The organism is Nocardia sp. NPDC004278, assembly GCF_053602975.1.
In genome coordinates this window covers 20,449-40,771 of record NZ_JBSGEQ010000050.1, presented here as the reverse complement: position 1 = coordinate 40,771, position 20,323 = coordinate 20,449, and the positions used below count along the sequence as shown (strand labels likewise).

The following is a 20,323-nucleotide window of genomic DNA, read 5'->3' as shown; positions in this document are numbered from 1 at the left end:
TGCGACGTCCAATCGACAACGACGGTCGGGGGATCCCGTCGCGGGTGCGCTGGTCGGCGGTCAGCCCGATCTGGTCAACCAGGTGTCGAGCTTCAGATCGTAGTCGGGGGCAGCGCGCAGGCTCCGCCCCGTTGTCCGGGTCAGCCACCCGAGCTCGAGGAATCGGTCGGTGAGCGCCGCGGGCAGTGCCCCGGCCAGATGGGGTCGCCGCTGCGTCCAGTCCACGCAGATCCGCGCGAACACCCGCCGAGTGCTGTTCAATGCCCGCAGATCAATTCCCAACGTGCCAACCAGCCGCCGCCCGACCGGCGTGAGCTGGTGGTCTCGGTCATCGACCAACCGCAGGGCGTCAGCGGCCACCAAACGGTCGCGTAGCTCGACTCCGCGCCGACCGGCGAGATGGTCGTAGCAGGTTCTGGCCTCGGTGAGAGTCTTGGCAGCACGATCGGTGCGCAGCGAACGTACCGGTGTCGCCGGGGCCAACTGTGCCAGGGCTTCGATTACGGCGGCGACCTGCGGTCCGGCCAGCTCATGGTAACGGTGCCTGCCCTGCGTGCGCACCACCACCAGACCCCCCTCGACCAACCGTCGCAAATGAGCGGTCGCAGTCGCCGGCTGCACTCCGGCACGGCGAGCAAGCTCACCCGCCGGCAGTGCATGCCCCTCGGCCAGCGCGGCGAGAATGGCGACTCGGGTCTGATCGCCGATCAGCGCTGCCACCGGCGCGAGATCGCGATCGAGCATCCGCTGTTCGTCCGGTTCACTCGTCACGCCGCCACCGTGCCACAACCACGATTAGTTCCCGACCAAAATGTTGCCGACCTACCGTCGCACCGTCACAATCACCACCACAGAAGGGGCCGGATGGCCATGACCGAGTCGACGACGACCGACGAGCAGATCGAGCACATAGTCACCGCCTGGGATGAGGCGCTGGGCGCCAAGGACCTCGATGCCGCAATGGCGCTTTATCAGCCCGACGCGACGCTGGAAAGTCCATTGGTCCGCCATCTTCTGGGCACCGAGGAGGGGGTGGTTCGCGGCCGAGACAACCTGCGGCAATTCGTAGACAAGGTGTTCGCTCACCAACCCGCTGAACGACGCCGGTACCGCGTCGGCTTCCTGACCGACGGAGGCCGACTCACCTGGGAGTACCCCCGCGAGTCCCCGGACGGTGACCAAATGGACATCGTTGAGGTGATGGAGATCCAGGACGGACTCATCGCCCACCACCGCGTCTACTGGGGCTGGATGAGCGTCGGAATGCTCACCCAGGGACGACACTCGAAGTAGTCGGACATGAGCGGCGAGGTCGTGGGTGCCGAAGGCGAAATTCTGTGGCGCCCACGACCAGCATCCAACGCACCGGCGAGGCACGCACCACCGGACTCGTCCTCCACCTCGCTCCCCTGGACGCCACGAATGCCCGCTGACCCGACCACACCTCCCCAACAGCGGGTGGTCGCAGACACCTTCGCCGAAAGCGGCTGAAACTGTGGCGCCGTGACCCGCTGTGCCGCAATGGGTTCCATGGATCGGATGACGACGTTCAACGTGGAGTTCAGCTCCGCTACGCACCCGATGGCGATGGAACGACCGGGTCGTCGCTGAGCGTCACGATGGCCAGCGCGGCATCCCGGATGCCGAACATGCGGGCGGCAGCGTCGTCGACGTCGCGACCGGCGGAGGAAACGCGGGGCTAATCGCAGGTTGGCGAAGGCGGAGAGGCCGACGGCGGCGCACGACCGTCAACGCCACTAGGCCCGGATCGCAGAACGAATCACGCTGCTGGACAACGCCGGTGGGAAATCATGGAGCTGATGCTTGCGTGTCGATTGAACATGTGTTTAACATATTGAACATGCGTTTAACGGAGCAGCCGTACCGGAAGGATCCGCCCGCGGATCTGAGCACTCGGGCCCGTATCCGGGATGCCGCGATCGTCGTATTCGGCGAGGAGGGGTTCGGGGTCGGTGTTCGAGCGATCGCGAAGGCGGCGGGTGTGTCACCCGGGTTGGTGAATCATCACTTCGGGTCCAAGGATGGCCTTCGAGCGGTGTGCGACGAGCATGTTCGTTCGCTCATCCGGACAGCGAAGACAGAGTACGTGCAGGATCCTTCGCCGAATGCAACGCTGCGAGCGCTCACGGAGATCGAGGAGTACGCGCCGCTCATTGCCTACCTGATGCGGACCTTTCAGGCGGGCGGTGCCCTGCTGGTGACGTGGTTCGAGCAGATGGCGACCGACGTCGAGGCGTATCTGGCGGTCGGCATCGAGGCTGGGACCTTGCGCTCACCAACGGATCTCAAGGCGACGGCCCGCTATCTGGCGACCCAGAACGGCGGTGGGTTCTTCTTCTTCCTGCAGCTGTACGCGGCTAGGCACGACGGGGAGCTCGATTATCGAAAGGCGCTACGCGAGTACGCCGAGCAGATGATGCTGCCAGCGATCGAGATGAGCACGCACGGTCTGTTCACCGATTCGACGGTGCTCGATGCCCTGCTCGCCGAACGGTGATCCCAAATTCTCATAGGCAAATATTGATCCTCAATCTCTCAAGGAGATTCGATGTCATCGGCAATTGTCGTCCGCGACCTGCGCAAGCATTTCGGACAGGTACACGCTCTCGACGGTCTCGACCTCGAGGTCGTCGAGGGGGAAGTGCACGGCTTCCTTGGTCCCAACGGGGCGGGCAAGTCGACCACCATCCGTATTCTGCTGGGTATTCTGGCCCGCACCTCGGGCGAGGTGCATGTGCTCGGCCGTGATCCATGGGCCGACGCGGTTGGTCTGCACAGCGAGATCGCTTATGTTCCGGGTGATGTCACGCTGTGGCCGTCGCTGTCCGGCGGTGAGACGATCGATCTGCTGGCCCGCATGCGCGGCGGCCTGGATTCCGATCGGCGCGCGGAGTTGATCGAGCGGTTCGAGCTGGATCCGCGAAAGAAGGCCCGCACCTATTCCAAGGGCAACCGGCAGAAGGTCGCCCTGGTGTCGGCGTTTTCCTCGAATGCGAATCTGCTGATGCTCGACGAGCCCACCTCGGGGCTGGATCCGTTGATGGAAAAGGTTTTCGGGGAATGTGTCCAGGAGGCCACTGATCGCGGGGTGACGGTGCTGCTGTCCAGCCATATCCTGTCCGAAGTCGAGGCGCTGTGTGACCGCGTCACCATCATTCGCGCCGGCGCGACCGTGGAGAGCGGCACGCTCGCGGCGATGCGGCATCTGAGCCGCACCTCGATCACGGCCGAAATGATCGGTGATCCGGGCGATCTCGGCCGGATCCCGGGAGTCGAGGACATCAGCGTCGACGACCACACGCTGCACTGCCAGGTCGACAGCGAACATCTGGGTGAGTTGATCCGGGTCCTCGGTGATGCCGGTGTGCGCAGCCTGGTCAGCCAGCCGCCGACGCTGGAAGAGCTTTTCCTGCGCCACTATTCGCTCGACGGGCACGGCGCTGGCAGTAATGATTCGGGCCGCCACTACGTGGAGGCATCGAAATGACAACCGCGACTGCCGCGCGCCCGCACTACGGATTTGCCGAATCCGCTCGCGGCGCCTCAAATTTCACCGGAACCCTGCAACTGCTGCGGCTGTATCTGCGCCGCGACCGCATCGTGCTGCCGCTGTGGGTGCTGCTGCTGTCGGCCCCACTGGGCAGCGTCTACGTCAAGAGTATCGAGAAGCTGATCAACACCCCGGCCGATCTGGCCGACTTCGCGAACTCGATCCTGTCCAGCCCGGCGCAGTTGGCCATGTACGGGCCGATCTACAACACCACGCTCGGTGCGGCGGGAGTGTGGAAGGCCGGGCCATTTCACGCGCTCATCGCGATCGCCACGATTCTCACCGTTATCCGCCACACTCGCGCCGAGGAGGAGACCGGACGAGGGGAACTGCTCGCCTCGACCCAGGTCGGGCGGTTCGCGAGCCTTACTGCCGCGCTGACGGTCGCGTGCGGAGGTGCGCTTGCCGCCGGGCTGATCGGTGCTGCCAGCATCAAGGGCGCCGGGGTGCCCGGCAGTGGTGCCCTCGCGTTCGGGCTCGCCGAGGCCGGCTCGGGCATCGTGTTCGCCGCCGTCGCTGCGGTGGCCGCGCAGCTCAGCGCCGGTGCCAGGACCGCGCGCGGAATCGCCTTCGCCGTACTCGCGGGAACGTATACGCTGCGCGCGATCGGTGACGCCCGCGCCGGTGACGGCCCCACAAATGTGCTCACCTGGCTGTCACCGCAGGGCTGGTCGCTGCAGGTGCGGCCGTTCGCCGGCGATCACTGGTGGATTCTGCTGCTGCACGCGGCGACCACGGCAGTGCTGATCGTCGCAGCCTATCTGCTGTTGTCGCGGCGCGATCTCGGGGCGGGGCTGATCGCCGAGCGGTCCGGTGCACCCGCGGCGGGTCCCGCGCTGGCTGGACCGCTCGGGCTGGCCTGGCGGATGCAGCGTGGCACGCTGGCGGCTTGGTGCGTAGGGCTGAGTTTGTACGCGCTGATGTTCGGCAGCGTGATCAATGGCATCGGAGACGAGCTGGGTTCCAATCAGACCATGCGCGACATCATCGCCCGGATGGGCGGCTCGCAGGTGCTCGAGGATTCGATGGTCACCATGGCGTACACCATGCTCGGCCTCGCGGCGGCCGCGTACTCGATTTCGGCTACGCTGCGCTTGTATTCGGAAGAAACCGCCGATCGCGCCGAGGCCGTGCTCACCGGCGCGATCGGCCGGATCCGCTGGGCCGCTTCACATCTGGTATTCGCGCTCGGGGGACCGGTAGTGCTGCTGTTGGTTTCGGGTTGCGTCGGTGGCCTCGCCTACGGCTTGGCGGCCCACGATGTCGGCGGCAAGCTCCCGCGAGTGCTCGGGGCGGCGATGGTGCAGCTTCCGGCTATCTGGCTGTTCGCCGCAGCGACCGTGCTGCTGTTCGGGCTGCTGCCCCGGTGGACACCAGTGGCGTGGGGCGTCTTCACCGGCGGGCTCGCCCTGTTCCTGCTCGGATCCATCTCCGGTATCCCGCAATGGGTGCTGGACCTCGACCCGTACAGCCACCTGCCGAAGCTGCCCGCGGCATCATTCACCGCCACCCCGGTGGTGATCCTCGTGGCGATCGCGGCAGCGGCTATCACGGTGGGGCTTGTCGGCTTCCGTCGCCGCGACCTGCGCTGAGTTGTATCCCCGGGTGTGCCCTTGGCGGGTTGGTCTCCAGGGGCACACTCCACCGGAGACAAATGCCATCCCGATCGGATGGTCAGCGATGTGGTCATATGCGATGGAAGTTTGCGGAGGCCGCAGCACGGTATGCGGCTTCGCCCTCGATCAGCACAAGGCGCACTTGGCGGATCGAGCAGCTGCACTGAAAAGCTAAGTCTGCCTGCGCGCCCGGGCCCGGCGCTTGCCCTCGTGCATGGCCTGGACCCGGGCCACCGGAATGGTGTGGCCCTCGGCGATGAGATCGGCGGGCAAGGCCTGTGGCGCGGGCATCGCCCGTGTCCACGGGTCGTGCTCGCCCAGGAGTTTCGGTGCGGTACGCACGGTGAAATCGCCCGGGCTGATCTCGGCGAGCTGGGCCCATTCGACGGGGAATGACACCGGTACCCCGGGACGCACGCGTGGGCTGTAGGCGGCGACAACGGTCGCCCCGCCCGCACGCGTCGAATCCAGGAAGACCTTGCCCGCGCGGTCCTCGCGGATGAATGCGGTGGTAGCCAGGGCCGGGTCGATGCGTTCGGCCCTGGCCGCGATCGCCCGGGTGGCAGCGGCGACATCCTCGATCGGGATGCCGGATTCGATCGGTACGAAGACATGCACACCCTTGGCGCCACTGGTTTTCACCGCGCCCGCGAGTCCGTCGTTCGCCAGCGCCTGCCTGATCAGTTCGGCGGCCTGCACGACCTGCTGGAACGGTCCACCCTCTGGCGGATCGAGATCGAGGATCAGATGCGTCGGCCCATGGGCGTGATCGGCGAGCAATAGCGTCGGGTGATATTCGACCGCGCGCTGATTGCCGAACCACAGCAGCGTGCGCACGTCATCGCAGAGTGCGTAGGTCACTTCGCGTTTGGAGGTCTCGGCCCACACCGTCACCCGCCGCACCCAGTCCGGGGTGTATTTCGGCAGGTTCTTCTGCATGAACGGTTCCTGCCCCGGCCGGATGCGCACCACCGAGAGCGGGCGGTCCCGCAGCTGCCGAACCAGCCGATCACCGGCGAATTCGAGATAGTCGATCAGATCGCGCTTCGTCGCCTGCGCACCGTCGAACAGCGGTGCGTCGAGATTGGTCAGCTCGACACCCGCACGGACCTCTGCTGCACGTCCACCCGCCACCCGGCCACCACCCCTCATCGAATCGCTGTGCGATGCGGCACTCATCGGCCAACCATGCCCCGCGGCCCGGTGCACGGTCAACCATCGGAGTCCGAGCTGTCCATAGCCTGTAGCGCGGCGCGAAAGTTCGGATGGGCTCGGACGGGGACGAACCGTTCGTCGTCGATCGAACGGAACGTGACCGGTGTTGTTGCCCTCACCCACAGCCACACCGCTACTGCCAGCCCGATCGGAACCGAGCCGGGAAAGAACGCCCACACCAGCGGGAGGACGACTGCCAGTGGCGGTTTCAGCCCAGCCCAGCCCAGCGCGATCGCGATCACGAACATCGCCAGGTTCACAACCATCGCCCCCAGGAGCACGGTGGCCGCACGGCGATACCGGCGTGCGCGACGTTCACAACGGTCACAGACCGGCCAGTCGCCCACGAGGATCGTCGAGACCGGCCCTAAGTGCGTCCTCGCCCAGCCCGCACGACCCTGCCGCACCTGCGCACGGCACGCAAATCCGCACCGGCACAACAGAATCCCGCTGATCGGTCGACCGTGCCCCGCGGCCCGGGGCACGGTCGACCATCGACGGCCAGCGCCGGGCACGGCGAGGTCGGGCCGAATCGCGCTCGGAACCCGCGTCAGGATTCGGCTGCGCGGTAGTAGCCGAAGACGACGAAGGCGAGCGCGCAGGCCGCCGCGGAGGTCAGCAGCGCCCAGCCGATGCCCGGCGTGACGAGCCCGCCCATGACGGCGACGCCGAGCGTCGCACCGACTTGGCGGACGGCGTTCAGCAGACCACCGACCGCACCGGCCGTACCCGGTGGAGCCGCGTTGACAATGGCCGTGACCAATGCCGGAAGGGCAAAGGCCACACCGAATCCCGACAACAGCAGGCCCGACGCCAGCACCGGATAGGCGAGGTTGGCGAAGACCGCGGCGGCCAGCACCGCACCGCCCGCCGCGAGCAGGCCGAGTCCGGCCAGGATCGGACGGCGCGCGCCGACCCGGGCGACGATCCTGCCCGCCAGCGGTGGGATGACCGCGAACGGAACGGTCAGCGGCAGGAATGCCAGCCCGGTCTGCAATGGGCTCAGGTGGCGCTGCTGTTGCAGCAGCAGCGGCAGGACGAACAGTGCGCCGGTCAGCGCGAAGTTGACCGCCGCACCCGCGAACAGCCCGGCCCGCACCCGGCCGGCGCGCAGCAGTTCCCGATTCAACACCGGTGCGGCACTGCGTCGTTCGAGTCTTATGAAGACAACCGTCGCGAGCGCGGTGCCACCGAGCGACCACGCGGCATGCCGCAACGACTGCGCACCCGCCGCGATCAGCGCGTCGGTGCACAGCGCGAGGGCGACGGCCGCGATCAGCTGCGCCAGCCAGTCGATCCGGCGCTCGCCACGGGCGCAGTGCACGGCCGAACCCGCGCTCAGCGCCAGCACGACCATCGCGATCGGCACATTGACAATGAAGATCGAACGCCAACCGGCCAGCCCGACCAGTGCGCCGCCCGCGATCGGCCCCGCCGCGACCGCCGCGCCGCTGATCGCCGCCCAGGTCGAGATCGCGCTGGCGCGTCGCGCCGGATCCGGGTACAGCTGGCTGATCATCGCCATCGAAGCAGGCACACACGCCGCCGCGGCAACTCCGAGCAGCACCCGCAGCGCGACCAGCAGCCACAGGTTCGGCACGAACGCACTCAGCAGCGATACCAAACCGAAAGCAGCTGTGCCACAGCGGAATACCCAATGCGCACCATAGCGATCGGCGACCGCGCCCGCGGACAGCAGCAGCGCGGCGAAGGCCACGGTATAGCCGGTGGTCGCCCATTGCAGTCCGGCGACCGAGGTGTGCAGCGACGCCGCCAGATCCGGTTCGGCGACCGAGAGCACCGTCATATCCAGCAACACCATGAAGTACCCGAGGGATATTCCGAGCAGGGCACGGGTCCGCCCGCTCGACGCGGCGGACGTGTGTGCCCGCGATTGCAGAATGCTCATCTGATACAACAGCTCCCGATCAGATCGACTCGAATGGTGACGCGATCGACTCTGGTCGGGCGGGCACGCCCACTCCACCGGCTGCGGCGCACGGGGCATTCGGAATATCCGAATGCCCCGGCGCTGTTGGCCAGCCCATGGAGTTACGTCAGCTGCGGACCTTCGAGGCCGTGGTGCGCCATCGCACCGTCACCGATGCGGCGGTGGCACTCGACCTCGCGCCGTCATCGGTGTCGCAACAGATCCGCACGCTGGAGTCCGCACTCGGGGTCACCCTTTTCGTCCGTGATCCCAAGGGCATGCGGCTGACCCCCGCGGGCCAGCGCCTGACCGGGTGGGCACGACGACTCCTCGACCTGGCCCAACAGGCCACCCGCGATGTGCGCGCAGAACGGCCGCTACTGCGGCTCGGTGCATTGGAAACCCTCGCGGGCACCTACGTGCCGCAGGTGTTGGCGCGGCTGGCCGAGCGACGGCCGGATCTGGAGGTCGAGGTGCGCTCGGATCGAGCCCGCGACGGACTGCTCGCCGATGTGGTCGGCGGCGAACTCGATGCGGCACTGCTTCTGGATTCCGGTGGTGCCGTCGGGGATCTCGGATTCCCGGCACCGGCGGAACCGCTGGCCTTCCTGGACTTGGACCCGGTGCCGCTGGCCCTGGTCGCGGCGCCCACCCATCCGCTGACGGGTAGGTCGGCCCTGACGCCGGCCGATCTGATCGATGAGCGGCTGCTGGTCAATGTGCCCGAATGCTCGTTCTGGATGGCCGGGGAGCGGATTCTCGGCTCGGGTCCGCAGCGGGTCAGGGCCGGCGCGGTTCCGGTCATGCGGGCCTGGGCCGAGCACGGACTCGGCATATCCCTGCTACCGGAATTCGCGGTCGCCGACGGTCTCGTACACGGCACGCTGGTCCGATTGGACTTTCCGGTACCCGATCTCAGTCTGCGGCTGGTGTGGCGGGCGGATCAGGAATCCCTGCCCGGAATGCGCGAGATCCTCTACGCCGCCGCCCGGCCATGATGACGGCGTTCCCGGCAAACCGGCCGCAATGTCCGTGCGAGTGGTTAGGCTGACGAGAAAGCCCTGGTCCCGACGGCATAGGTCGACCGAGAGGAGTCAGTGATGAGCGTGCGGCAGCCAGCCTGGACGGCCTCAGCCCTGACCGGTGATCTGTCCGGCATTGTCGGAAAACACCTGATCTACGCCTATGACAACGGCTGGAAATACGAGATCTACGTGCGCGATTGGCACACCATCGATTCGCGCTGCCTGATGGGACCGATGTTCGGGCGCTGGTCCAAGAATCAGACCGTCAAGCTGGTCCAGCTCAGCGACGATATGTACAAACTCGCCTGGGTGGAGGAGACCGGCAGCACCACCGTGATCATCATCTGGCTCGGGGATCGCCGCGTGCACACCACGATCTCGTATCCGCAGTGGATGCTCGACTACCCCGAGAGCACGCTCACCCGCTACGAGCACAATCTCGACGCGATCATCGCCGACCGCGACAAGGGACCGACCTATCCACTGACGCTGGTCTCCGCAACCGGGCGCATCACCTTCCTGGAATCCCGGGGCATCGACGACGACACGGTGATCAACTGTCCACCGCACAAACTGCCGCCGGGATACGCGGTGCAATCCAACTGACCGTCAGGCGTCGAGGCAGACCGGGAGGGCGGCCAGGTCGGATCGGCACGGTCGACGCCCATCAACTCGCTGACGACCCGCATCGGCGGCGGATAGGCGAACTCCGTCTTCAGATCGATCCGGGCGGCCGTTCGCCTAGCGCCGTAGACGCTGAGCGATCGCGGTCCGCAGTACCGACAGCGTGCCCCGGACCATCAGGCCCGCGGCGACCAACGGTGCGAACATCAGCCACGGCGAGCCGTGGTGGTAGTCGCAGTAGAACCGCAAAGCGCTGCGATGGTGGCTGCGGATCTTGCGGAACGGCGCCGATCGCATGCTGCCGCCCTCGCGATGGCGGATCTCGACGGCCGGATCCAGTACGACCCGCCATCCGGCGCGGTGCATATCCAGCGCCATCTTGGTTTCCTCGAAGTACAGGAAGTACCGAACGTCGAACCCGCCGACCGCATCGAAGGCCTCGCGGCGGAACAGCATGCAGCAGCCGGAGATCCAGTCGACATCGCTGACCGTGGTCACCGGATCGCCGAAATAAGCGCGGGTCGCGGGATTGCCGGGCCACACACCACCGAGCAGGGCGTGTGCGATCCCCACTGCGAGCGACGGGAACCGACGGCCACTCGGGTAGGGCGTTCCGTCCAGCCGGGCTATCCGCGGTCCGATCATGCCGATCGTCGCGTCGGTCCGAGCGGTCTCGACAAGTGCCGCTATCGAACCCGGTGCGAGGTGGGTATCAGGGTTCGCGACCAGGATCCATTCGGCATTCGTCACGGCCGCGCCCTGGTTGATCGCGGCAGCCAGGCCGACGTTCTTGCGGTTGCGGATCACCGTCCCGCCGAATTCGTCGACCAGATCGGCGCTGTTATCGGTCGAGGTGTTGTCGACGCCGACCACCTCGAGCGTCAGCGGCTCGACGGCCGCGGGTAGCGATTTCAAGAAGGGCGGCAGGTCCTCGCCGCTCTGGTAGGTGACGAGGACGAGACCGACAGTCTTCTCATCGCGAGCGGGCATGCCCGCGAACCTAGCAGGACCCGAGCCGCACTGTGGTGCCGATCCCGAGATGCTTCGAACAGTTGGTACCCCAATGCCTCACCGATGCCGTGCGACAGTTCCGCGCCGCCGTCGAAAGCCGACATCCGTCGGCAGGGCGGTATGGGCTGGGGAGCTGGCGTTGAACTGATTCGCCCGCGACCGGATGGGTACCGCCGCGATGAGGAGGAACACACATGACGCGTCCAGTGCCACCGAATCCGAGCCCGATCCCGCCGGCGCCGATCCCCGACCCGGTTCCGCCGATGCCGATCCCGGATCCGGTCCCACCGAGTCCTGGCCCCGAGCCGGTTCCCGGCCCGGAGCCGGTCCCTGGCCCTGAGCCGTTCCCTCAGCCGGAACCTGCCCCCGGCACCGATCCCTTCCCAACTCCGGAGCCCGCACCCACCGCGATCCGGACTCAACACCACCGGAGCCCGGCACCAATCCGCACCCCGCACGATCCAGCGCCCAGCCTCGATCCGCAGCAGTCACCACCAACGCCCAGCCCCAATCCACAACAGTCACCACCAACGCTCAATCCCGATCCACAGCGCACACCACAGACGCCCGGTCCGCGAGGGCCCTACAGCACCCATGCACGGCCCCGATCGGCAGCCGTACCACCAAGGCCCGGCAACGATCCGCAGCCTGCACCACCGGAACCAGTTCCGACACCGACGCCGCCGATTCCCGACCCGGCACCACACCCGGATCCGAACCGACCGCCACCGATCCCGAATCCCGGCGGACCGATCGATCCGATGGATCCCGCACTGCCGGATCCGCGTTGATTCCGAACTCCCGAAAACAGTGCGATATCCCTTAGTAACGCACCACCGCCGTCTCCATCGCCGACTGCGCCCAGCCATGGCCGGAGACCACGCAGCAGTGTGGTCAGCGCCCGATCAATGCGGCGACCGCCTTCGGCGCGGCGAGCCATTCGCGAATATTGTTGCGCACCTTGGTTTTTCGCCTGCAGTCGCAGTGGGCAATGACGCCGTCGGCGTCGATGCCCGCCGCGCGACACAGGGCGACCGCGCGTGGCAGATGCTGATATTGGGTAACGATGATCGCGCGGTCGATACCGAATACGCTCTTGGCTCGCTCGCAGGTCGCGCGGGTCGACAATCCTTCGCCGTCGGAGCGCACCACCGCCGGATCGACGCCATGGTCGACGAGATACTTTGTCATTGCGGCGATTTCGTCTCCCGACGTGCCCGCGGCATCACCGGACACCAGGATCTGGTGCACCTTTGCGGCCCGCAGCAATTCGATCGCCACATCGAGTCGCCCACGCAGATACGCCATCGGCGCTCCATCCGGCCCCACCTTGGCCCCCGGCACGATCACGACCGGGACTTTCGGCGCGGACGCGGGTCCGGATCGATGTCCGGACGACACCAGCCACAACCGGGTGTTGGCCCCGGCGACGACCAATGCCGCGCCGGCGACCAGCCCGACTCCTGCCCACCGCACCCGCGCCAGCTCACCCTGCCCTACCACGCCGAACTCTTCCGGTCGGTTATGCACTGCACGTGCCCGACCATACTGGCGCGGCCTCAGGCGATGCGCACACCACTGTCGAGGTCGCCGTCGAGCAGCGCGATGCCGAGCGTCGTCGCCTGATGCCGCATCGCATTGCGGTGCCGCCAGCTCTCGATCAGCCCGGCCTCCCGCAGGATCGTTGCGTGTTCACTGGCCGTCGCGGGTGAAACACCAAGTCGGCGTGCGAGTTCGGTGGTCGAGCAGCCTTCGGCGATCACCTGCAGCGCGGCGGCCCGCGTCCGGCCGAGCAGCGCGGACAATGCCTCATTGGTCGCCCGCGGACCCCATGCCGAGGCGAAATCGGCGAATTCGCGCAGCACCGGAAACACCAGCGTCATCGGCGAATCCTTGTCGATGGTGGATTTCAGCAACAGCGGCCCCGGCCAGGCGAACAGCGACGGAACAATGATCAATCCACGGCCATCGAGGTGTTCGTCGTGGCAGCCGGTCATGGCCAGCACCTCCAACACCGGCGCACGCCACCGCGCGAGCGGTGCGAGCGCGGCGAAGAGCCGTTCCACGCCCTCGGTGGCAAGGGTGCGGGCCATCCGTTCGGCGGCCACCTCGAGGTAGGACTGCAGATGCGCCCAGCGACCGGCGAACGCCGCCGAATGAAACGCCTGGACCGCAGCGGCTACATCGCGCCGCGCCGTACTATCGCGGTCGGACAGGCCGCGCGTCCACGTAGGTAGCGGACGCTCGCTCCGCGCGCGGTTGCGATCGGTATGCTCCACCTCCCTGCGGAGTTCCTCGCGCGAGGCCAGATGCAGCGCCTCGATTCCGGCCGAAATCGACCGCGTGCCGCGGGTCGGCGTGATCAGGTCGACGAAGGGATCGACGCCGGGGAACAGATCGGCGAGCATACCGAAGTCCTCCGGCATCGCACGCCGCACCTGACTGCGCCACCCGTCGTACAGCCGCGCGTCGGTGCGTTGCACCACCCTGGTGGCCAGCACGGTTTCCCCAATCGCGCCGAGCGGGGGCCCGATCCTGATGCGCGTCAGATCCTCAGGTGTGCAGTAGATCCGCTTCATACGCTGCCCCGCATCGCCGTGCCCAGGTATCGCACCACGGTACCCGCGATCACCGCGGACCTCGCACCATCACGGCGAGTACCGGATCCAACCGCACCAATTGCTGATCGGCGGCCGACGGCAGCGAGAACGTCACCGCCCAGCGCAACCGCATCGGCCACAACCGCTTCCGCCCAACCACCATCGCGCTATCGGCCAGTCGACCGACCGCCACCGCGAACCCATCGCCCGGCCGCACCGCAACATCCTTCAACATCTCAGACTCCTGAATCGTCACTGTTCAGGAGCCTAGAAATCAGCAGCCCGGATCCTCACCATGTTTCGGCCGTGGCCTAAACACCGTCGAATCAGTGATCGTGATCGGCGAAGGCCGCCCGCGCCTGCTTCAGACCGTCGAGCAGCACCGCCTTGCCTGCCGCGAGATCCGCGCCACCGGGTGGGGTGAGGCCGAGGTCGAGCAGGTCCGCGGGCGTTTCGAGCACGTCGTCCGAGGAGGGCCGGTCGGCGTCTCGATCGTGCGGGAAGGTCAGCCGCAGGGCGGGGGTGACGGCGTCGATGCTGAAGGCGATGACACGCACGTCGACCTCGCGCCGGATGGTCCCGGCCTCCTGCATCACGCGCAGGAACTGGTGATTACCGAGTGATTTGCGCACGCGCTCGCAGAGGCATGGCGGCTCGAATTTTGGGAAGCCGGTCCGTATGAACAGCGCTCGAACCATCCCCGTGCGGTGGCGGCACCGGGTGGCGGTCGCGGTCGGCATGCTCGTCGTTGCCTGGGCGGCGGGGTGCGGCACGTCCGAGGAGGAGCAGGCGGCGCCGACGCCACCCGGCCCGGCCCCGATATCCGCGGTCACCATCACGATCGACAAGCAGACCTACAGCGCCACACCTCCGATCACGCCGGGCGCGGTCATCACGGTGATCAACCACGATGCGCTGAAACACAGCATCACCAGCAGAAGGCCCGGACTTTTCGACAACGAGATCGGTCCCGGTCAGACCATCACCTTCACCGCACCCGATGAAATCGGGTCACACCCCTTCTACTGCAGATATTTCGCGCTCATGGACGATTGGTTGAGCGTGCGTCATTGACGAAATCCGCAGCAGCGGTACCCGCCACATTCCCGGACACGCCGGAGCGGCTGCGACACTGCCACGGTAACTAGTGCTTTGCTGACTATCGCATCTGTCCCGAACGTGGAGGGAGTAGATCGTCGATGTCACGCATCATCAGCGCCGTTCTCGCCACTGTCTGCATGTCGTTCATCTGCGTTGCTCCCGCGGCGGCCACCACCGACAACGATGAAATCTCCGGTTCATCGGCCGGGTTCGCGTTCTCACTGGTCCGCGCGAGCACCAAGGTTCTGGCATTGACGGTTGTCCCCGCCCACCAGTTCGATTCGTTCGACAAGATCGTCACCCGCGAAAGCGGTTGGGACCCCTTCGCCACCAACCCGGTCTCCGGCGCCTATGGCATCGGACAGGCCCTGCCGCCGGAAAAGATGGCCACCCACGGCATGGACTGGCGCTTCAACCCGCTCACCCAGATCCGCTGGACCTACGACTACATGATCCAGCGCTACGGCAGCCCCGAACGCGCCTGGGCCTTTTGGCAAGCGCACCACTGGTACTGAGTCGCTCGTCGAGTACCCCGATAGTTCGGGGCACGTTTCTCCCGCTACCCCGGTAACACCGATCGCGATTCGTCCGATGTTCTGTCTGTGCACAAATCGGTTGCGGCACAGGGAAGTTCGCGTTTGCGATCAGCTCGAGGGGAAGCCATGGGTATCAGGTCAATTGGCGCCGCCACCGGCCGGTAGCGGCTGGGTCGTACAGGGCGGAAGCGGTGATCCGATTCAGGCGGGATGCTCGGATGTGCTGTCGTGGATGCAGGTGGAATGGCAGGGAATTCATCCCGGAAGCCACATTCTGTTCTTCACCAACGGCACCTACCTCGGCACCGCCACGTCAAAGCCGTACGGCTACACCGAAATTCTAGGCAAGACCAAGGACACCGTCTCGGTCCAGTACCGATGGGCCAAGCCCGACGATGCGCTGTGCTGCCCACAGGGTGGCCCCAGCGTGGTGACGTTCAGCCTGAACGGCACCACGGTCCAAGCGAACGGACAGTTCCCGCTGGACAACTGAGGCGGCTCGTCACACGCAGTACTGGCAGGTCCCGCTGGCGGGGAGTTGGATGAAGCATTGCGCGCATACCGCCGCGCGGGTCGGCTGCGGCTTGGCCTCCTGCACGGTCGCGCCCGCCGACTGACGGCGTCCCGCCACCTTGGGAATGAGCGGCGGGACGGCCAGATCGGCGGGCATGGTGGCCCCGTAGTGCTCGTAGCACTGCCACCGGGCGTAGGACGCATGCAACTCGAGGTCGTTCGGGATCGGTAGCCCCGCGAGTTCGAGCACGTACTTGTAGGTGTCGCCGACCGTGTGGTTGTCCTGCACGCACAATGAGGTCAGCGGCGGCTCGCCCGCATTGTGGCAGCGCCGCGCGACCTTGCGCAGAATGGCCGCCATCCAGGTCCGCGTCGGCGCCCCGGTCTGCACCCCCGACACGTCCTGCACCCGCTCGGCCAACTCCCCGACCGTAATGAAATGTCCGTACCCGGTGGCAATCTCGGCCAGCTCGGCGTGCGCGGCAATCGCCCACGCCACCGTGGCCTCCCGCAATGACACCGGGTCGCCGTCACCTACCCGCCAAGCCCCAGCCGTCGCGGATAAAGAACTCTCGATCACCCGATCAAGTTATCGCGCCACCCCCCGATCCACCGAATGACCCGCCGCCGATGTGGAGTGTTGCACCACCGCGGCAGCACGACCGTGTTCAAGACCACAAAGCTGTGCGACCGCATATCGAATGCGGCGTGGCGCCCTCTTGGGTTCGATAGCAGGCGCAACACCTCAGTAGAACCGGTTACTCCAGCCATGAAGCCTTTGACTGGGCATATAACTTGTTATACAACAAGTAAGTGTTAGGAGCTGGTAGACCCTACTGACCTGCAGCCGCGTCCTGCCTCTGTTGAGCGGCGCTCATCGCGCTGCCCGGCCACACCCGCGGCCACGCCGCGGTCGCCGTCGATGCCGGACATCGGTGCGGTGACGCCTTCTATCACCGCGGCACGGTCGACGGCCGATCCCACGTCCCATTCGTCCTGCGGGCAGTGAAAACTACCGCCGCATTCGACCGAAGGTGGTGCGCGAGAATCATGCGCGCCCCACCGAGCTCTACCACCGCGACCGACCCGATCTCCTGATGGTCTGCTCGCACGATCCGAGCATGTTCGAACTCGCCACGGCGATCGCATAGGCAAGAGGCCCGGGTCGAAATCGACACGGGCCCCGACATTTTCGGTTGGCGGCTCAGGCTTCGCCTTCGGTGGTGACATCGAAGGTATTGAGAAAATTGCACACGAGCTGGTAGAAGCCGACGGTGAGCACGAAATCGGCCAGCTGCGTCACACTGAAGAGTTCCAGGGCTTGCTTGCGTTCGGCCTCGCCGAGGGTGTGCTCGGCCAGCAGGTGATCGGTCCACCGCAGAATCGACGCCTCCTCGGTGGACAAACCCGCCCTGACACCGGTGGCCGCGGCGGCGATGGCATTCTCATTGAGACCGACCGCACGCGCGAACCTTTCGTGATGGTGCAGCTCGTAGGGCGATTCGTAGACATGTCCTACGCGCAGAATCGCCAACTCCCGCAATGGGAACGGCACCGAATTGGTTTGCAGCATCGCAGCGGCCATGTCCAGGAAGCTGAGACCCATGCCGTGCGAATGCGCCACCATCCGATAGATATTCGCAGTGTGGCTGGTCAGCGCCTCGCGCAGTTCGGCGGGCAGGGTGGCGGGATCGGGATATTCCATTGCGGTTCCTCGGAAGTCGTAGGGCGGGGTCAGAGCTCGCTGATATCGCCACGGATGGGATCGGTGCCGTCCCAGGTGGCCGCGACTTCCCGGATGTATTTGAAGACTTCCCCCTTGGGCCCGCTGATATCGGAGATCTCGATGATCGTGCCCTGGGTGTGCTCGGTGTCGAGATAGGCGAAGCGACCTTGCTCGCCGCCGATGGAACCTTCCTGCCCGACCACGTAGCCCAGCGACAGCGCCCTGTCGTAGAGGGTCTGGAAATCCGTGGTCCAGTAGGCGATGTGCTGCGCGCCCTCGCGACCGGAGTCGAGGAAATCCCGGTAGAGCGATGGAGCGTCGTTGCGCTGCTGGATCAATTCGAGCTGCACGTCACCGGAGTTGGCCAAGGCCACGCTCATCTCCAGCGGTGAGTCGACGCCGCGGTAGGTGAAGTAGTCGGTCTCCACCTTGTGGACGTAAAACCAAGGGCCGACGCCATTTTCGATGAAGTGGTCCATCGCGGCGCGGATATCGCGGACGACGTAACCGATCTGGGCGATCTGACCGAAGATTCGACTCATTACACGGGTTCTTTCTATTCGGGTGGCACCTCGTGCTCCGCAGGGCGGAGGCGAGTAAGAAATAGTTGTTCGACTTCGCGGCGGCAGGCGTCGAGATCGACCTCCGGGTCGAGCAGTTTTTGCAATGCGATGCCGCGCAGCATGCCGACGGCGGTGGTGGCGAGCCCTTGCGCATCGATATCGCGGGAGAACTCCCCTGCGGCCTGCCCCTGTGCGATGCGCTCGGCGAGTTCGCCGCGGAATTCGCGATCGGCGACGACGATGGCCGGACGCAGCTCCGATGGTGTGGCCACTGCATCGGCCCACAGCACCAGCCGGGCTCGATTCATCGGCGGAATATCGGACACGATGTCGAAGTAGGTGCGTACGAAACCGATCATCTGGTCCATCGGCGACGTGGATGCGGTCGAAATGGTGAGGTCATCCTGAAACCGTTCGCCGACGACGCCGACGAGCCGCGCCATCATCGCGCCCTTGGAGCCGAAGTGATGGGTGACCAATCCGCGGCTGTAGCCCGCGCGATCACCGATCGCGGCCAGCGTCACCTTCGAGGGGCCGATCTCGCCGACCAGTTCGGCGGCCGATTCCAGCAGCCGCCGCTCGGCCTCGGTGCGGCGTTCCTCCTGGGACCGACGCGATGTGGCGTCAGCTCGACTCATGACCATTCCTCCCGTGTGCCGTCATGACGGTATCTCGCAAGGTGGAGCGGGCGATGGCGGCGCGGCTCAGGCATCGTTCATGCGCTCCCCTTCGTACCGTCGCGGTGCGCTGGTGGGTAAAGGTCGGGGCGGTACCCGGATTCGTCCATCGACGACCCTCCTAGAAACTTCCTTGTTGACTAGCAAGTTACTTGCCGGAGTCGGCCAGGTCAAGGCTTGCCCGACCACCGTGACACTAGCTTGCTAGCATGCTAGTCTCGAGTGGTGGGCGACGAGGATGTGAAGCAGTTCAACGTGTACCTGCCGGTCGGACTGATCAAGCAGGTGAAGTTCCGTGCGATCGAGTCCGGCATGTCACTGTCGGCCTTGGTCGCCGAGGCACTGCGCGGCTACCTCGACGACACCCACGACCAGCAACCGTGATCGCAACAAGGAGATTCCATATGGCGACAGAAGGCATTCAGAGCGTCTTCGTCGAAACCCACAACTGGGGCAAGACGGCACGATTCTTCATGGCGCTCGGCTTCGAACCCGAATTCACCACCGACCACAACTCCGGCCTGTTCCGCAATGGCGACGGACCCTATGTCTTCATCGCCGAGATTCCGGCGAGCGAAACGCCGTCGACCCAACTCGTGCTGACGGTGACCGAACCCGATGCGTTCCGGCCCGGCAGCGATGTGGAGGTGGTCACACCGTTCGAGGAAACCCATTACGGGACAAAGGAAATGACGGTCCGCGACCCCGACGGACGGATCTGGAATCTGCAGGTCGGAAAGCTCGGCTGAAGGAGTACATGTGCAGCAGATCATTGGTCCCGAGAGCACCGCGGAGCGGGTCGCACTGTGGCGCGCTCTGCACATCGAACTCGATCAATCGCCGCATGTCCTCGAAGACGAGGTCGGTCTTCGGCTGGTCGACCCGGCCCCGGGGTGGCGCGACCGAGCGGATATGGATCCCGAGCGGACCGCGCTCTCCCGCGCCTGCGTCACGGCGCGCGCCCGCTTCGTCGAAGATCTGGTGATCGAACAGGCCGCCCAGGGTGTCGACCAGTACGTCATCCTCGGGGCCGGTCTCGACACCTTCGCCCAGCGCCGACCCGAAATCGCGGCCCGCCTCACGGTATTCGAGGTCGATCAAGCCGGACCACAGGCGTGGAAGCGCCAGCGGCTACTCGAACTCGGTTTCGGAATTCCGGCATGGCTGCGTCTGGTGCCGGTCGATTTCGAAACCGAATCCTGGTGGGACCGGCTCATTTCCGCAGGCTTCGATCCACAGCGGCGCGCGGTGGTGGTCTCGACGGGCGTCTCCATGTACCTCACCCGGGAGGCGAATATCCAGACGCTGCGTCATCTCGCGACGCTCGCCCCCGGTTCGACCTTCGTGACGACATTCCAGTTGCCCTTGGAACTGCTCGACGACGAGGAGCGCCCGATCCGTCAGGCGGTCGAGAATGCGGCGCGCGCAAGCGGAGTCCCGTTCCTCAGTATGTTCCGCCCCGACGAGCTGATCGGACTGGCCGAAGACGCGGGTTTCCCATCGGCGCAACATATTTCGACGTCGGCCATGACCCAGCTCTATTTCGCCGGGCGCACGGATGGGCTGCGACCCCCGAGCGCCGAGCAGATCCTGGTGGCGAAGACGTAGTCGAATT

General features: G+C 66.0%; 25 protein-coding genes and 1 pseudogene. 13 read left to right on the top strand and 13 right to left on the bottom strand.

The annotated features are described in order from the left end of the window. Positions 1–60: 60 nt before the first annotated feature. Entirely contained in the window at positions 61–771 is a 711-nt protein-coding gene (locus tag ACWEO2_RS40305) for an ArsR/SmtB family transcription factor (RefSeq protein WP_452410187.1), read from the bottom strand. 99 nt (positions 772–870) lie between these two features. Here ACWEO2_RS40305 and ACWEO2_RS40300 point away from each other — a divergent pair, with 99 nt between their 5' ends. The 4 genes from ACWEO2_RS40300 (at position 871) to ACWEO2_RS40285 (ending at position 5,163) form a co-directional block, all read left to right on the top strand. After that, entirely contained in the window at positions 871–1,293 is a 423-nt protein-coding gene (locus tag ACWEO2_RS40300) for a nuclear transport factor 2 family protein (RefSeq protein ID WP_452410186.1), read from the top strand. 568 nt (positions 1,294–1,861) lie between these two features. Beyond that, positions 1,862–2,518 carry a TetR family transcriptional regulator gene (locus tag ACWEO2_RS40295; protein WP_452410185.1) on the top strand — a complete coding sequence of 219 codons (657 nt, stop codon included), beginning with the start codon at positions 1,862–1,864 and terminating at the stop codon, positions 2,516–2,518. A 51-nt stretch (positions 2,519–2,569) separates the two neighbouring features. After that, positions 2,570–3,508 (top strand): ABC transporter ATP-binding protein, encoded by a 939-nt coding sequence (locus ACWEO2_RS40290; RefSeq protein ID WP_452410184.1) that lies wholly within the window; start codon positions 2,570–2,572, stop codon positions 3,506–3,508. Beyond that, the gene (locus ACWEO2_RS40285) at positions 3,505–5,163 is read left to right on the top strand and encodes an ABC transporter permease (protein ID WP_452410183.1); all 1,659 of its coding nucleotides are present in this window, start codon (positions 3,505–3,507) and stop codon (positions 5,161–5,163) included. Before ACWEO2_RS40290 ends, ACWEO2_RS40285 begins: the two co-directional genes overlap by 4 nt. A gap of 195 nt (positions 5,164–5,358) precedes the next feature. On the opposite strand, the gene ACWEO2_RS40280 is transcribed toward ACWEO2_RS40285, so the two are convergent. The 3 genes from ACWEO2_RS40280 to ACWEO2_RS40270 form a co-directional block, all read right to left on the bottom strand. Then, positions 5,359–6,339 carry a DNA polymerase domain-containing protein gene (locus ACWEO2_RS40280; protein WP_452410196.1) on the bottom strand — a complete coding sequence of 327 codons (981 nt, stop codon included), beginning with the start codon at positions 6,337–6,339 and terminating at the stop codon, positions 5,359–5,361. A gap of 59 nt (positions 6,340–6,398) precedes the next feature. Beyond that, a complete protein-coding gene (locus ACWEO2_RS40275; protein ID WP_452410182.1) occupies positions 6,399–6,668 on the bottom strand; it encodes a hypothetical protein in 270 nt (89 codons plus the stop codon). A 284-nt stretch (positions 6,669–6,952) separates the two neighbouring features. Then, the gene (locus tag ACWEO2_RS40270) at positions 6,953–8,311 is read right to left on the bottom strand and encodes an MFS transporter (RefSeq protein WP_452410181.1); all 1,359 of its coding nucleotides are present in this window, start codon (positions 8,309–8,311) and stop codon (positions 6,953–6,955) included. A gap of 137 nt (positions 8,312–8,448) precedes the next feature. Between ACWEO2_RS40270 and ACWEO2_RS40265 the strand changes: the two genes are divergently transcribed. Beyond that, the gene (locus tag ACWEO2_RS40265) at positions 8,449–9,330 is read left to right on the top strand and encodes a LysR family transcriptional regulator (protein ID WP_452410180.1); all 882 of its coding nucleotides are present in this window, start codon (positions 8,449–8,451) and stop codon (positions 9,328–9,330) included. Positions 9,331–9,432: 102 nt separating this feature from the next. Further along, positions 9,433–9,963 carry a phenolic acid decarboxylase gene (locus tag ACWEO2_RS40260; RefSeq protein ID WP_354955631.1) on the top strand — a complete coding sequence of 177 codons (531 nt, stop codon included), beginning with the start codon at positions 9,433–9,435 and terminating at the stop codon, positions 9,961–9,963. Positions 9,964–10,098: 135 nt separating this feature from the next. Here ACWEO2_RS40260 and ACWEO2_RS40255 read toward each other — a convergent pair whose 3' ends face one another. The 5 genes from ACWEO2_RS40255 to ACWEO2_RS40235 all read right to left on the bottom strand — a co-directional run bounded on the left by ACWEO2_RS40255 (position 10,099) and on the right by ACWEO2_RS40235 (position 14,224). After that, positions 10,099–10,971, bottom strand: a complete 873-nt coding sequence (locus tag ACWEO2_RS40255; protein ID WP_452410179.1) for a glycosyltransferase family 2 protein — start codon at positions 10,969–10,971, stop codon at positions 10,099–10,101. 915 nt (positions 10,972–11,886) lie between these two features. Next, positions 11,887–12,522 (bottom strand): SanA/YdcF family protein, encoded by a 636-nt coding sequence (locus ACWEO2_RS40250; protein WP_452410178.1) that lies wholly within the window; start codon positions 12,520–12,522, stop codon positions 11,887–11,889. Between the two features lie 29 nt (positions 12,523–12,551). Then, the gene (locus ACWEO2_RS40245; protein WP_452410177.1) at positions 12,552–13,571 is read right to left on the bottom strand and encodes an ArsR/SmtB family transcription factor; all 1,020 of its coding nucleotides are present in this window, start codon (positions 13,569–13,571) and stop codon (positions 12,552–12,554) included. 49 nt (positions 13,572–13,620) lie between these two features. Further along, positions 13,621–13,827 (bottom strand): hypothetical protein, encoded by a 207-nt coding sequence (locus tag ACWEO2_RS40240; RefSeq protein WP_452410176.1) that lies wholly within the window; start codon positions 13,825–13,827, stop codon positions 13,621–13,623. Positions 13,828–13,918: 91 nt separating this feature from the next. Next, the gene (locus ACWEO2_RS40235) at positions 13,919–14,224 is read right to left on the bottom strand and encodes a hypothetical protein (protein WP_452410175.1); all 306 of its coding nucleotides are present in this window, start codon (positions 14,222–14,224) and stop codon (positions 13,919–13,921) included. A 46-nt stretch (positions 14,225–14,270) separates the two neighbouring features. On the opposite strand from ACWEO2_RS40235, the gene ACWEO2_RS40230 reads away from it, so the two are divergent. From ACWEO2_RS40230 to ACWEO2_RS40220, 3 genes are all read left to right on the top strand, one after another. Beyond that, the gene (locus ACWEO2_RS40230; RefSeq protein ID WP_452410174.1) at positions 14,271–14,666 is read left to right on the top strand and encodes a hypothetical protein; all 396 of its coding nucleotides are present in this window, start codon (positions 14,271–14,273) and stop codon (positions 14,664–14,666) included. A gap of 125 nt (positions 14,667–14,791) precedes the next feature. Continuing rightward, positions 14,792–15,208 carry an aggregation-promoting factor C-terminal-like domain-containing protein gene (locus ACWEO2_RS40225; protein WP_354955617.1) on the top strand — a complete coding sequence of 139 codons (417 nt, stop codon included), beginning with the start codon at positions 14,792–14,794 and terminating at the stop codon, positions 15,206–15,208. Between the two features lie 163 nt (positions 15,209–15,371). Continuing rightward, positions 15,372–15,722: an LppP/LprE family lipoprotein gene (locus ACWEO2_RS40220; RefSeq protein ID WP_452410173.1), complete on the top strand. Its 351-nt coding sequence runs from the start codon at positions 15,372–15,374 to the stop codon at positions 15,720–15,722. A 9-nt stretch (positions 15,723–15,731) separates the two neighbouring features. Here ACWEO2_RS40220 and ACWEO2_RS40215 read toward each other — a convergent pair whose 3' ends face one another. After that, the gene (locus tag ACWEO2_RS40215; RefSeq protein ID WP_452410172.1) at positions 15,732–16,322 is read right to left on the bottom strand and encodes a hypothetical protein; all 591 of its coding nucleotides are present in this window, start codon (positions 16,320–16,322) and stop codon (positions 15,732–15,734) included. A gap of 293 nt (positions 16,323–16,615) precedes the next feature. Here ACWEO2_RS40215 and ACWEO2_RS40210 point away from each other — a divergent pair. Then, a pseudogene (locus ACWEO2_RS40210) lies at positions 16,616–16,893 on the top strand (MBL fold metallo-hydrolase); the annotation flags it as partial. Positions 16,894–16,946: 53 nt separating this feature from the next. On the opposite strand, the gene ACWEO2_RS40205 reads toward ACWEO2_RS40210, so the two are convergent. Genes ACWEO2_RS40205 through ACWEO2_RS40195 form a run of 3 tightly spaced genes read right to left on the bottom strand, consistent with a single transcriptional unit; the run spans position 16,947 to position 18,669 of the window. Further along, positions 16,947–17,447 carry a carboxymuconolactone decarboxylase family protein gene (locus tag ACWEO2_RS40205; protein ID WP_452410171.1) on the bottom strand — a complete coding sequence of 167 codons (501 nt, stop codon included), beginning with the start codon at positions 17,445–17,447 and terminating at the stop codon, positions 16,947–16,949. Positions 17,448–17,476: 29 nt separating this feature from the next. Further along, positions 17,477–18,010, bottom strand: coding sequence for a VOC family protein (locus ACWEO2_RS40200; RefSeq protein WP_452410170.1), 534 nt, complete (start codon positions 18,008–18,010; stop codon positions 17,477–17,479). Between the two features lie 14 nt (positions 18,011–18,024). Beyond that, positions 18,025–18,669, bottom strand: coding sequence for a TetR/AcrR family transcriptional regulator (locus ACWEO2_RS40195; RefSeq protein WP_452410169.1), 645 nt, complete (start codon positions 18,667–18,669; stop codon positions 18,025–18,027). Between the two features lie 264 nt (positions 18,670–18,933). Between ACWEO2_RS40195 and ACWEO2_RS40190 the strand changes: the two genes are divergently transcribed. Genes ACWEO2_RS40190 through ACWEO2_RS40180 form a run of 3 tightly spaced genes read left to right on the top strand, consistent with a single transcriptional unit; the run spans position 18,934 to position 20,316 of the window. After that, positions 18,934–19,092: a ribbon-helix-helix protein, CopG family gene (locus ACWEO2_RS40190; protein WP_062985155.1), complete on the top strand. Its 159-nt coding sequence runs from the start codon at positions 18,934–18,936 to the stop codon at positions 19,090–19,092. Between the two features lie 20 nt (positions 19,093–19,112). Next, the gene (locus ACWEO2_RS40185) at positions 19,113–19,457 is read left to right on the top strand and encodes a VOC family protein (RefSeq protein ID WP_452410168.1); all 345 of its coding nucleotides are present in this window, start codon (positions 19,113–19,115) and stop codon (positions 19,455–19,457) included. A gap of 19 nt (positions 19,458–19,476) precedes the next feature. After that, the gene (locus ACWEO2_RS40180; RefSeq protein ID WP_452410195.1) at positions 19,477–20,316 is read left to right on the top strand and encodes a class I SAM-dependent methyltransferase; all 840 of its coding nucleotides are present in this window, start codon (positions 19,477–19,479) and stop codon (positions 20,314–20,316) included. The last annotated feature ends 7 nt before the right edge of the window (positions 20,317–20,323 follow it).

What these genes read in the sequence shown, in the direction of transcription:
- ACWEO2_RS40280 (WP_452410196.1), bottom strand. Translation starts at nt 6,339, where the DNA reads ATGAGGGGTGGTGGCCGGGTGGCGGGTGGACGTGCAGCAGAGGTCCGT.
- ACWEO2_RS40270 (WP_452410181.1), bottom strand. Translation starts at nt 8,311, where the DNA reads ATGAGCATTCTGCAATCGCGGGCACACACGTCCGCCGCGTCGAGCGGG.
- ACWEO2_RS40230 (WP_452410174.1), top strand. Translation starts at nt 14,271, where the DNA reads ATGAACAGCGCTCGAACCATCCCCGTGCGGTGGCGGCACCGGGTGGCG.
- ACWEO2_RS40265 (WP_452410180.1), top strand. Translation starts at nt 8,449, where the DNA reads ATGGAGTTACGTCAGCTGCGGACCTTCGAGGCCGTGGTGCGCCATCGC.
- ACWEO2_RS40245 (WP_452410177.1), bottom strand. Translation starts at nt 13,571, where the DNA reads ATGAAGCGGATCTACTGCACACCTGAGGATCTGACGCGCATCAGGATC.
- ACWEO2_RS40290 (WP_452410184.1), top strand. Translation starts at nt 2,570, where the DNA reads ATGTCATCGGCAATTGTCGTCCGCGACCTGCGCAAGCATTTCGGACAG.
- ACWEO2_RS40225 (WP_354955617.1), top strand. Translation starts at nt 14,792, where the DNA reads ATGTCACGCATCATCAGCGCCGTTCTCGCCACTGTCTGCATGTCGTTC.
- ACWEO2_RS40260 (WP_354955631.1), top strand. Translation starts at nt 9,433, where the DNA reads ATGAGCGTGCGGCAGCCAGCCTGGACGGCCTCAGCCCTGACCGGTGAT.
- ACWEO2_RS40275 (WP_452410182.1), bottom strand. Translation starts at nt 6,668, where the DNA reads ATGGTTGTGAACCTGGCGATGTTCGTGATCGCGATCGCGCTGGGCTGG.
- ACWEO2_RS40300 (WP_452410186.1), top strand. Translation starts at nt 871, where the DNA reads ATGACCGAGTCGACGACGACCGACGAGCAGATCGAGCACATAGTCACC.
- ACWEO2_RS40295 (WP_452410185.1), top strand. Translation starts at nt 1,862, where the DNA reads ATGCGTTTAACGGAGCAGCCGTACCGGAAGGATCCGCCCGCGGATCTG.
- ACWEO2_RS40205 (WP_452410171.1), bottom strand. Translation starts at nt 17,447, where the DNA reads ATGGAATATCCCGATCCCGCCACCCTGCCCGCCGAACTGCGCGAGGCG.
- ACWEO2_RS40200 (WP_452410170.1), bottom strand. Translation starts at nt 18,010, where the DNA reads ATGAGTCGAATCTTCGGTCAGATCGCCCAGATCGGTTACGTCGTCCGC.
- ACWEO2_RS40240 (WP_452410176.1), bottom strand. Translation starts at nt 13,827, where the DNA reads ATGTTGAAGGATGTTGCGGTGCGGCCGGGCGATGGGTTCGCGGTGGCG.
- ACWEO2_RS40285 (WP_452410183.1), top strand. Translation starts at nt 3,505, where the DNA reads ATGACAACCGCGACTGCCGCGCGCCCGCACTACGGATTTGCCGAATCC.
- ACWEO2_RS40255 (WP_452410179.1), bottom strand. Translation starts at nt 10,971, where the DNA reads ATGCCCGCTCGCGATGAGAAGACTGTCGGTCTCGTCCTCGTCACCTAC.
- ACWEO2_RS40185 (WP_452410168.1), top strand. Translation starts at nt 19,113, where the DNA reads ATGGCGACAGAAGGCATTCAGAGCGTCTTCGTCGAAACCCACAACTGG.
- ACWEO2_RS40195 (WP_452410169.1), bottom strand. Translation starts at nt 18,669, where the DNA reads ATGAGTCGAGCTGACGCCACATCGCGTCGGTCCCAGGAGGAACGCCGC.